The sequence below is a fragment of the Thiolapillus sp. genome (genome assembly GCF_048562965.1).
GTDB classification, from domain to species: Bacteria; Pseudomonadota; Gammaproteobacteria; order Chromatiales; family Chromatiaceae; genus Thiolapillus; species Thiolapillus brandeum_A.
On record NZ_JBHNMF010000063.1, the window covers coordinates 1 to 11,291 of the forward strand.

The following is an 11,291-nucleotide window of genomic DNA, read 5'->3' on the forward strand; positions in this document are numbered from 1 at the left end:
AATAGGTTGTCAAAGGCCGAGTCGATTTTGGGGACTGGGATGTCCCAAAATCTATCACGAGGTCGAAGACACGCTTGAGAAACGCGAGCTGGTTTATCGGCTCTTCGATAAATTGGGTATCCGCATGTTGATCATCGATGAGATGAACAACCTGTTGGCCAGTCGAAAGGATAAACAACAGACGTTCCTCAACGCGGTGAAACGGATGGGCAACGTCCTCCAGGTACCGATCGTCGCGGCGGGAGTCGTCGAAGCGGCCCGGGCGATCCACACCGATCCGCAGATGGCCAATCGGTTCGAGCCGTTCGCGCTCCCGCTGTGGCGGGACGATGAGCGATATTGGAGATTGCTCGCGAGTTTCGAACGCATGCTGCCTCTGAAGGAGCCGTCCGACCTGGTGGAGGAAAGGTTGGCCGGGCGCATTTTGTCCATCAGTGAAGGACGATTGGGGGAGATCAGTCAGTTGCTGAAGAATGCCGCGGTGTACGCAGTGCGGGAGGGAACGGAGCGAATCGATGAAAAAGCCCTCAAGTCCTTCAAATGGGTGCCGCCCTCCAAACGCAGACAAGCCGCCGAACTGCTTGTCTGAGCGGCGGGAGCGGCCACCGGCGTTGTGGCCGTTGCACCCTCAGCCTCAACCGGGGGAGCTGTTGTCCTCTTGGTTGATGCGGATCATTCTCGCCTACCGCATGCCTCCGCATACGTTCTGCGCCAGCCAGTGGCCGGGAAAATGCGTTTGGAACAGGGACATCGACCGTTGCGCCGACGAGGAAATCATCGACGTGTTGGTGGCGCGCACCGGTCAACCTCGGCATGCCGTGGAGTTGATGCGGCTGCGGTCATGTGAAGGGGCTGTTTTCGAGCGGTTGACGACCGGCGGCCACGCGCCTTGGTTGCTCAACGTCGGTGTTTACCACCGGTTGAGACGCCTTCACGGTCAACAGTATTGCCCGGCATGCCTGTCGTCGGACGCCAAGCCCCATTTCCGTAGAAATTGGCGGTTGGCGTTCCACACGGTCTGCCCCGTCCACCAAACACCCCTGCGGGATGAGTGTCTCCATTGCGGCATGCCGGTGATGTTTCATCGCGTTTCCCCCGACGCCGAGGGGCTGCACGTGTGTCATGCCTGCGGTGGTTCTTTGGCGGATGTCGTCGCCCGGGACGCATGCGGGGGGGATTGGGTGCCGGGCGCGCTCGATTTTCAACACAGGATCGCCGCCGCCATCGGGTGCGGTTGGGGGTTTCCGATGGAACGGACGCCGGTGCATGTCCTGCCTTATCTATCCGACCTGCGGTTGATGGCCCGTTTGTTTTTGTCGGGAACACCCGCCGGGCGATTGCGCGACGTGGTTGCCCGGGAACTCAGGATGGATCCGTCAGCCGGTAGATGTTTGTCGGGTGAAAAAGTGCTGGAAAAATGCCGGGTTGACGAGCGGTTGATGGTTATGGCCGGGTTGGAGTGGATGATGCTCGGTTGGCCGGATAATTTCCTTGATGGTTGTCGGGAAGCCCGCATTCGTTACGGCGACCTCTTTCGAAACAAATCCCCGCCTCCCTATTGGCTCCATCATGTGGCCAGGGAACATCTGCTCTCAAAGCAACCGTATGGGGCCGGGAGGAAAAAAGGGGGCCAGAAAACCCGTTTTCACGTTCCGCGACAAATGGTTCCGATCCCGGTGCTGGGTGGTTTGAGTGAGGATGATTCGCGGCTGTTGGAATGGGCCTGCGTATCCTGGTACCGGGCTCGGCGCGTGGCCGGTTTGCGGAGTAGGACTGTCAACCGGGATCTTCGATGTATTTACGGCTTCATCCGCTATATCGGTAAGCCTCCCTGGTGCTGCGACGATCGGGACATCGACCGATGGAGCAAAGAGATTGGTTTGCGCCGAGAGCTCAAACCGGATACGCAGCGAACCTATTTCGGCGCGCTGAAGCGCTTTATCGAGCATCTAGGGCGACAGCGCTGGTTTCGAAGGGAACGCTTGGTACTCGAGCTTCCACGGGTGTCGAAGGAACGGTTGATTCCCCTCGCCCCCGGCGGCCGCAGCCGTTCCGATGCAAAGGACGGGACGCGTTCCAGTCCGGCCGGGGCTGTCGAAGTCCAAGAACCGGTTACGGATGTCCGGACGATGGACGATCGGGAGAAGCCGGAGCGGCGTCCGCTCCCGGTGCGCGGGAAACGTAAAAAAATCTGCGATTGCTGCGGTAGATGGATGCACAAAGCCACTCGTGTTTTCGAAGGAAAAAGTTATTGTGGAACCTGCTATGCGAGGGAATTCGCTCCCGTTCCCTGCGGGAAGTGCGGTGCCACCGTGCGTACGCTGGGTGGACGCGGTCCGGCAACCTGCCGACGATGTGAAATCGCGGGGCGCAAATGCATCCGTTGTGGCAAACCGGTGCCTCGAGCTTCGCTGACCCTGGAAAACGGCGTGGCGTGCGCTTCATGCGCGAAATATTTCAAACCACCGGTGCCCTGCGCCAAATGTGGCGCCCCGAGTCGACATCTGGCGCGGGCATTCAAATTGGGAATCGATGCGCCGGTCTGCCCGAAATGCCGTAAACCCCCCAAGGAAACATGCTCCATTTGTGGAAAATCGTGTGCCGTGAGGCAACGAGGTGCCGAGGACGAGCCAATCTGTTGGTCTTGCGTGAGGGCCCGGGAGGCGGGGTTCCTCTGTCCGAAATGCGGGAGGCGGGGTATTCGCCGCAACGATGAGGAATGTGAGGACTGTTATTGGAACGGGCGTTTTCAGCTATTGGTGAACAAGGGGCTGGAGAGCCTTTCCGTGGATTGGGTGCGGGAAGGCTGGAGCGCGTACGCGAAGGAGCGTGCTCGAAGCATCGGGAACAACCGGGTCTTGCTCAAATTGAAGAAACATCTGCCGCTGTTTCAGCTTGTCGATCGGTCGTGTCGTGGAGATGCGGGAACTCTGGATTTGGATGCCTTGTTCATGGGATTGGGTCCTGGGGGATTGGCGCCGTTTGGGAAACCTTGGCGAGCGCTATCCGATCTCGGTCGTGTCCCTCCGATGGGGTCCAAATCCCTGGATGACGCCAGATGCATGGAACGGTGTCGGGAAATGCTGCGAACCGCCGAGAAATGCTGGTACGGAAAAATCCTGGACGGATACTGGAGGCATCTGCTGCGGAAGAAGGATTCCCTCGTAGCGAAGGGCTGGGAAACGGCGGGTTTCGCGCCGAGGACGCTGGCCGCCTACACGAAGGCGGCGGTTCATTTCCTCGAGTTCATGGGTGATCCGCAGGCCGAAGACACAAAACCTATGCCTTTGTCTCGTTGGTCAAGAGAGTTCTGCAATATGTATCCAGGGTATACCGCTAGTATTCAGGAATTCTTTAAGTATATAAATTGCCACCAACGCATGAAAGAGGCAAGTGTGTTCGCTGGCGCTCTGTCATCAATCAGCAATGTGTCTCGGTTTAATCTCTGATCCGTTGGCCATTCAGTAGGTCATTGATTTTACATAGACCGCTACTGATTTACGTTGAGCCATAAGTGCCTTATTTCAATATTCTCCAGGGAACTATCGTATCTCAGGATCGACCAGCTACGCTCACGTATAATCGTATAAATAGCTGGATTTGGACTACAAGGTGATGATCAAAATTCGATGCTGTTTCCCCTCAATTCCTGGTCAGTTTTGCACGCTGATTAACATTTGAGAATCAGAAAGTTTTTGTAATGCCATATCGATCAATTTGACGGCTACATCGACCTCTTGATCAGACGTTTCGAAGCCAAGGCTGAATCGAATGACAGACTTCGCCTCTTCGGTTGTCAGGCCGATGGCTTTTAAGACATGAGATGGTTCAGGTATACCTGATGTGCAGGCCGAGCCAGTTGAGGCGGCCAAGTGGGGCTGTAACGCCCCTAGAATATCTTGTGCATTGAATCCTGGGAAACCGATGGATATGTTGCCAGGATGTCGTTTTTGGCCTTCTTCTCCGTGCAATTTGGTTGGCCAAGAGAGGGCCAAGAGCATGTCGAGAAATCTGTTCGTGCGATCTTGAAGAACTTTGCGCCTCTCCGATACCTCTTGCGATCCGATGTATTCGGCGGCAGCCCCCATACCGACACATAACGGTGTGGGCAATGTACCGGACCGAAGCCCGTTTTGTTGGTCACCTCCGTAGATCAGCGGCTCGATTTCATCCTGAAGGTTGCGGCGAATATAGAGTGCACCGATCCCCTTGGGGCCATACATTTTATGGCCTGACAGGCTGATCATGTCCGCTTTGGTAGCCAAACTCTCCATGGTTATTGCAATGGGGGCTTGAGCAGCATCGCAATGAAAGATCGCGCCACTTTTTCTAATATTATCGGAAATTGAATTTATATCCTGTATGGAACCGATTTCATTATTCACAGCCATAATGGAGACGAGAAGGACATCCTCTCCGAGTAGTTGTTTCAGCTCCGCAGATTTGATATTGCCGTTCCGATCTACAGGGATAGATTCCACTATGTAGCCGTATTGTTCCTCCAGGACGCGTCCCACCGAGAGGATGCATTTGTGTTCAATGGCACTCAGGAGGATGCGTTTTCGTGCGATGTTGGTCATTGCGGCTCGTCTTGCCAGACCGAGGATGGCCAGATTGTTGGACTCGGTTGCTCCGGATGTAAAGATAATCTCGTCAGCATCGGCACCGATGAGGTGGGCAACTTGCTGCGCGGCGTTTTCGACAGATGCGGCAGATTTCCAGCCAAGGGCATGATCTGAAGCGTGCGGATTGGCGAAGGATTCGGTGAAATATGGCTGCATTTTGTGCAAAACTTCGTCAGCAACGGGTGTTGTTGCTTGATAATCAAAATACAGTGCCTTTGAATATTCCATATAAATCAGTATGCTACGAGTTTTTCTGCTAATTATTAGCCTCTTAAGGGTTTCCACCGACTTCTGGTGGTGCCTTCCAGATTGAGATTGACCATACCACATCTCTATATTAAAGTCTCCTGGATGGTTCATCCAGGAGAAACTGACATGGCGCGCGGGCCACTCTACCAACAAGACTACAAACCTCAATTTTCAGGCCATGAGACCTTTCCATTACGGTACGGATGGCTAAAGAAGTGCTATGACCGCGTGTCTGCAACCGAACAGGAGCCGGACAATAAGTCTCTGTGTTGGGGAGGTGATGCCATTGCGCGCTTTGGTGTGGGTAAGAATATGGTGTCATCTATGCGTCATTGGGCCACTGTCGCGGGCATTGTTGAGGAGCCGTCAGGTACTAATCAGGTTAAGACCACGCCGCTCGGTCAACTGTTATTCGGAGTTAACGGCGTTGATCCTTTCCTGGAATACTCAAATTCGTTATGGCTGATTCATTGGAAATTGGCAACTGAATGGAAAAAAAAGACGACGTGGTATTGGGCGTTTAGTTATTACTCGGCGGTAACCTTTGAGCGGGACAAATTTGTCAAGCGTTTACAGCGCGATTGGCCCAATGCCGCTCAAACGACGGTTAAAAATGATGTGGCTTGTTTTGTCCGCACATATGCCGCCCAACCGTCTTCCGCAAAAGCCGGACGAGATGATTCTCTCGAATGTCCTCTTACCGAACTCGGGTTGATCAAACCCGTGTCAAAACGTGATGAATTCAGGTTTGTTCGTGGCCAAAAGACCACATTAGGTAACGGCACGTTCGCCTATGCCTTGATTGAATTTTGGAAAGAATTCTCGCCTGCATCCTCAACACTTTCGTTTGAAGCTATTGCGCATGAGCCGGGCTCGCCGGGGCGAGTCTTTTTGCTCGATGAAAATGATGTTGCCGATAGGCTATCCCATATAGATAACGTGACAAATAATGCACTGCGATGGTCAGAGACCGCAGGACTCAAGCAGGTCGTACGCAGCCCAGAGTTTGATTTTTGCAGTGCACTAGATTTTGTTCAAAAGGACTTTGAACGTTCAAATGAAAGGGAGGCGGCATAGTGGCGTTAGTTGATCAGGTTACGATAGCCCGGCGTTTTCAGAAATCCATTCGCATTGATACGGATTTGGGCGATAAAAACGCTCTTGATGGATTCATCTGTCCGCAATCTTCCGCCGACATTCTCATGTCGATGGCCCGGCATGTCTCGGAAACTGGACAAGGCGCTTTTACGTGGACCGGCCCTTACGGAAGTGGCAAGTCTAGTTTGGCAATCGCGCTAAGTGCATTGCTCAACGGCAATCAAGAATTACAGAAAGAGGCGGCAAAAGTTTTTGGACGTAAGCTTACCAATGCCATGTGGAAGGCGCTGCCGACGGGTTCGAAAGGTTGGCGTATTCTGCCCGTTGTGGGCCGCAGAGAGAACCCTGTCGAGGTTTTGGGAGAAGCTCTAAAAGAAGCAGGATATGTGGCCCGTCGCCCCAAAGGCGGCTGGACCGAAGAGAATGTCGTCAACAGCTTGATGGATGTTGCGACAAGCAAGCCTAAGACGCATGGCGGTTTAATCCTGTTTGTAGATGAGATGGGAAAATTCCTTGAAGCGTCTGCGCAGGATGGGTCGGATGTTTACATTTTTCAGCAGCTCGCAGAGGCCGCATCCCGAAGCAATGGCCGTTTTTTGTTTGTCGGTGTTTTGCACCAAGCCTTAGACGAATACGCGCATCGTCTTTCACACGAGCTTCGTGATGAATGGGCGAAAATTCAGGGACGCTTTGTTGACTTGCCTGTCAACACAATCGGCGAAGAACAGATAGACCTGATATCGCGCGCGATTAAGTACAATAAGGCTGCTCCTCGCTCTAATAATCAATCCAAAGCCGTTGCCAAGATAGCTCGAAAGGACCGTAGTCAGGATGCCGGCCGTCTAGCGGAGATGCTGAAAAATTGTTGGCCGCTGCATTCGGTCGTTGCATGTCTGCTCGGACCGATTTCTCGTCGCCGATTTGGTCAAAACCAGCGCAGCATTTTTGGCTTTCTAAATTCGGCTGAACCGCATGGCTTTCAGGATTACTTGCGCTCGGCGGATGAGGAAGACCTCTATACACCATCGAAACTTTGGGATTACTTGCGCGCCAATCTGGAACCCTCCATTCTCGCTTCACCGGATGGTCACCGTTGGGCCATGGCCGCTGAAGCGCTAGAAAGATGTGATGGCATGAAAGGCGATGGCTTTTTAGTCGATCTTCTAAAAACGATAGCCGTTGTTGATCTTTTTAAGGAGAGGTCTGGCCTCGTACCAAATTTTGATCTTTTAAAGACCTGTTATCCTGATGTTGGCAAAAAAGAACTCAAGAACGCTTTGAATACGCTTAACAAAGCGTCTTTGACAATATTTAAGAAGTTTCAGGATGCACACGCCATTTTTGCTGGTAGCGACTTCAATATTGATCAAGCCGTAGGCGTGGCGCTCGACGAAATTGATGAGCTTGATTTTGAAGCACTCAAATCATTGGCAGGGTTGCAGCCCATTCTGGCTAAACGTCACTATCATGAAATCGGTGCTATGCGGTGGTTTGATGTGAATATCACGCCAGCAAAAGATGTCATGGATGTGGCGACTCACTTTAAGCCCAAGAATGGCGTCATTGGCGAATTCCTTCTTGTGGTGCCAACCGAGGGTGAAGAGGAAGAGCACGTTAAAGCACTTTGCCGGGATGCAGCCAGGTTGAGTGACCAATGGGACATTGTGGCAGGCTATTCGCCACGGGCATGGTCGGTTGTGATGCTGGCACGAGAACTACTGGCGCTTGATAAGGTTAGTAATGACCACCCTGAACTAGCCGGTGATCGGGTTGCACGGAGAGAGGTTACTGCAAGGCTTGCAGATTTACAGGCACAGTTGGAGACTGAACTCACAAAGTCCCTCGACAAGGCCGAATGGTGTCGCAAGAATTATTCTACAAAACACTATCGTCAGTCTGATCTGAATAGCCTTGCCTCAGACCTTGCCGAAAGACGTTATGGTCAATGTCCAAAGCTCCATAATGAGCTTCTGAACAGGCAAAAGCCCTCCAGTAGCGCTATTGCAGGGCAAAACGCTCTTTTGAGACACATGATTACAAGAGAAGGTGAACCACGTTTGGGTATTGACGGTTATCCGGCAGAAGGTGGTCTTTACGCCTCATTGCTAGAAGCCACAGGGCTGTACTCAGAAACAAAAGACGGCTGGCGCTTTGTTGCCCCCTCCGACAATGAGACTGATACATACAGGCTCTTTCCTGCCTGGAATGCAGCCATTCTGTACATAAAGAAAAATAAAAAGCGCTCGGTCGCCGTCTCAGAGCTCTATGACCTCTGGGCGGAGCAACCGTACGGGATAAAAGATGGATTGATGCCGGTTTTGTCGGTCGCGTTTATTCTCACTCAGCGGGAAAATCTTGCCATCTATCGGGAGGGTGTTTTTCGTGCGCGGTTTGATGATGTCGATGTTGAGTATATGGCCAAAGATGCCAAGACGATCCAACTGCGCTGGATGGACCTGAATAAGATTTCACGTCGCATGCTTTCCGATATGGCTGACGTTGTACGAGACCTTGATGAGAAAAACGAACTAAAACACCTTCAGCCGATTGATGTAGCCCGTGGTCTCGTGGCAATCTATGAAAAACTGCCGAACTGGACGAAACGGACAATGCGTCTGTCGGCAAGAGCTATTCAAGTGCGCGACATTTTCAAGCGCGCGCGTGATCCGAACAAGTTCTTGTTTGACGATATCCCTGCATTGATTAACTCCAAAAAGAACGACACATCCGACAAAGACGATATTCGTAATATCGTCTCGATAGTGAAGGAAGGGCTGCAAGAATTGGTACAGGCATATCCTCTTATGGTTCATCGCCAAAGGGATATGCTTCTTGCCGAGTTACAGGTTCCTAACCTTTCACGTCAGTCTCTCTTAGAGCTTCGTGAGCGGGCTGAGAATGTTAAAGAACTTGCCGGAGATTTTCGTTTAGATGCTTTTGTCGGGCGTCTGGCTCAATTTGAGGGAGATGACGAAGGCTTCGAGGGTATTGCAAGTCTTGCAGCAAACAAGCCACCTAGAGACTGGGTAGATCCGGATATGGATCGAGCATCTATAGAGCTTGCGGATATGGCGCAGAAGTTCCTCAGAGCCGAAACATTTACACGGATCAAGGGACGTCCGGAAAAACGCCAAGCGATGGCAGTTTTGGTTGGGATGGAAGGCAGACCAGTCCCGCTGTTGGAAGAGTTCGACGTGATTGATTCTGATCGGGGCGCAATCAACGATCTTGTTGAACGGGTTTCGAAAACGCTTGAAGCCGTAGATACAAATAGCCGAAGCATTATTCTTGCCGCATTGGCGGAGCTGAGTGCTCGATATATGCAGGCTCCCGAGGTAAAGAAGCGAAAAACAGGAGACGGAAAGGTCGCATAGGATATGTCTGGAAATGAAATACACGTTCTGGGGTTGTCTGGCGGTCGAGATAGTGCTGCGCTTGCTGTTTACATGCGTCAGCACCACCCTGACATTGAAATTGAATATTTCTTTACCGACACAGGTAAAGAACTGCCCGAAGTATACGAGTACCTTGGCAGGCTAGAAGGATTCTTGGGTCAACGTATTCGCAAGCTCAATCCCGATAGAGACTTTGATTTTTGGTTAAAACAGTACAACGATTTTCTACCATCAGCGCAGACGAGGTGGTGTACACGGCAGTTAAAGCTGAGACCATTTGAGCAATGGGTTCGGCCTTTACTCGAAGAAGGCAAAAAAATATACAGCTATGTCGCAATTCGTGGTGATGAAGAATATCGGGAAGGCTACTCTTCGAAAGATGAAAACCTAATTATTAAATTACCCTTCAAAGAAGCCGGGATAGATAAGGCTGGCGTGCTGGATATTTTGGAAGGGGCCGGTCTTGGGCTTCCACATTACTATTCTTGGCGAACACGCAGTGGCTGTACTTTCTGCTTCTTTCAGCAAAAAATTGAATGGGTGAGACTGATGGAGCGCCATCCCGAGGCGTTTGAAGAAGCTAAAGCATATGAGAAAAACGCCGTTGATCATGGCTCTCCGTTCACCTGGAGTCAGGGCGAATCTTTGGATGAGCTGTCTAGGCCGGAACGTGTCCATCAAATCAAGGAAGATCATGAGCAGCGTCTTGCCAGACAGAAAAGTAAATCCCAGCCCAACCCGTTACGCTCGGATAGCGAGCCTTTGGACATTGATGATCTATATGGCAAAGCGAAAGTGTGTCTTGCCTGTCACAAGTAATATGATGAAACATAAACAATTACAACTTAAGGTTCAAGAATGTTTAAGGTAACGGCTCGAACTATTTTAGAGCTAGGATCGGAATTAATCAGTTCCGATGCTATTGCGTTCTATGAGCTGATCAAGAATGGAATTGATGCGGGTTCTAAAAACGGCGTCACGATAAATTTTAATATCGTTATTGGCCGACGGGACTATCAGGAGTCCAAAGCACAAATCCTTCACGCTATTGAGAGTGGAGGTGATGACTCACTAGATTTGGGAGACCTTAAGGGGGAGATATCGGGCAAACTCAATTCGGAAGCCGAAAAGCTCTGGGCTAGAGCTAGCGATCTTATAGAAGACGCCGATTCTTATGGAACCTTACTAGGTGCGATTGATGAGATCAATGACCTGAATTCAATCATAATCTCAGACACAGGATCGGGCATGTCTTTAAAGGAACTAGACACCGTCTTTCTTGTGATCGGAACTTCTTCCAGAAAGAGTGAGATTGATGCCGCTATGGAAGGCGGGAAGTCGCACACACCCTTTCTCGGAGAGAAAGGGATTGGACGATTGTCAGCAATGCGGTTAGGCGATTATCTTTCAGTGCGAACAACCAAAGCGGATGATAAATATTACAATCTCATCGATATCGATTGGTCTGATTTCGATAATGCATCAAAGATGATCGAAGACATTGACGTAAAGCCAAGACGAGGAAAGAAGAAAGCCACTCCGGATTTCAGCGGAACAGATATTAGAATTCGTAAGCTCAACGCTGATTGGAGTGATAAGCGTGTCGATCGCCTGGCCATTGATGACTTTTCTCTGCTCGTAAACCCACTTGGTAAGATCACTGGTCAGCGAATTGCAGTTTTTTGGAATAATAAAAGAGTCAATATCCGAAGACTTGAGAAGAGCTTTCTATCTCACGCTAATGCATTAGTGCGAGGTAATTATCGTATAGGAAACAAAGACCCAGAGCTAACACTAAGGATCGAACTAAATAATATAGGTTTTGAGCACCCCAAGGAAGTTAGTATTGAGACCGTATCAGCAGATGTTCTGCACGGGGCGTTGGTTGGGCCGAAGGCAAAGCGCAGGAGAATGAACAAGAGAG

The 11,291-nt window shown here is 51.0% G+C and carries 7 protein-coding genes; 6 read left to right on the forward strand and 1 reads right to left on the reverse strand.

Translation table 11 applies throughout. The annotated features are described in order from the left end of the window. Window positions 1–49: 49 nt before the first annotated feature. On the forward strand, window positions 50–589 hold the full coding sequence (locus tag ACOCD2_RS05610; RefSeq protein ID WP_419625642.1) for a TniB family NTP-binding protein: 540 nt from the start codon (window positions 50–52) through the stop codon (window positions 587–589). Continuing rightward, window positions 516–3,449 carry a TniQ family protein gene (locus tag ACOCD2_RS05615; RefSeq protein ID WP_419625631.1) on the forward strand — a complete coding sequence of 978 codons (2,934 nt, stop codon included), beginning with the start codon at window positions 516–518 and terminating at the stop codon, window positions 3,447–3,449. The genes ACOCD2_RS05610 and ACOCD2_RS05615 overlap by 74 nt, the downstream gene beginning before the upstream one ends. A 204-nt stretch (window positions 3,450–3,653) precedes the next feature. Here ACOCD2_RS05615 and ACOCD2_RS05620 read toward each other — a convergent pair whose 3' ends face one another. Further along, on the reverse strand, window positions 3,654–4,853 hold the full coding sequence (locus ACOCD2_RS05620) for a cysteine desulfurase family protein (RefSeq protein WP_419625633.1): 1,200 nt from the start codon (window positions 4,851–4,853) through the stop codon (window positions 3,654–3,656). A gap of 147 nt (window positions 4,854–5,000) precedes the next feature. Here ACOCD2_RS05620 and ACOCD2_RS05625 point away from each other — a divergent pair, with 147 nt between their 5' ends. From ACOCD2_RS05625 to ACOCD2_RS05640, 4 genes are all read left to right on the forward strand, one after another. Further along, on the forward strand, window positions 5,001–5,951 hold the full coding sequence (locus tag ACOCD2_RS05625) for a DUF4007 family protein (RefSeq protein WP_419625635.1): 951 nt from the start codon (window positions 5,001–5,003) through the stop codon (window positions 5,949–5,951). Next, window positions 5,951–9,346, forward strand: coding sequence for an ATP-binding protein (locus ACOCD2_RS05630; RefSeq protein ID WP_419625637.1), 3,396 nt, complete (start codon window positions 5,951–5,953; stop codon window positions 9,344–9,346). The genes ACOCD2_RS05625 and ACOCD2_RS05630 overlap by 1 nt, the downstream gene beginning before the upstream one ends. 3 nt (window positions 9,347–9,349) lie before the next feature. Beyond that, entirely contained in the window at window positions 9,350–10,186 is an 837-nt protein-coding gene (locus tag ACOCD2_RS05635; protein WP_419625638.1) for a phosphoadenosine phosphosulfate reductase family protein, read from the forward strand. A 39-nt stretch (window positions 10,187–10,225) separates the two neighbouring features. Further along, the coding region (locus tag ACOCD2_RS05640) for an ATP-binding protein (RefSeq protein WP_419625640.1) at window positions 10,226–11,291 on the forward strand (1,066 nt) is incomplete at its 3' end.

Bases quoted from the DNA above. Each gene is read 5' to 3' on its own strand.
- ACOCD2_RS05625 (WP_419625635.1), top strand. From the start codon at position 5,001: ATGGCGCGCGGGCCACTCTACCAACAAGACTACAAACCTCAATTTTCA.
- ACOCD2_RS05615 (WP_419625631.1), top strand. From the start codon at position 516: ATGAAAAAGCCCTCAAGTCCTTCAAATGGGTGCCGCCCTCCAAACGCA.
- ACOCD2_RS05635 (WP_419625638.1), top strand. From the start codon at position 9,350: ATGTCTGGAAATGAAATACACGTTCTGGGGTTGTCTGGCGGTCGAGAT.
- ACOCD2_RS05620 (WP_419625633.1), bottom strand. From the start codon at position 4,853: ATGGAATATTCAAAGGCACTGTATTTTGATTATCAAGCAACAACACCC.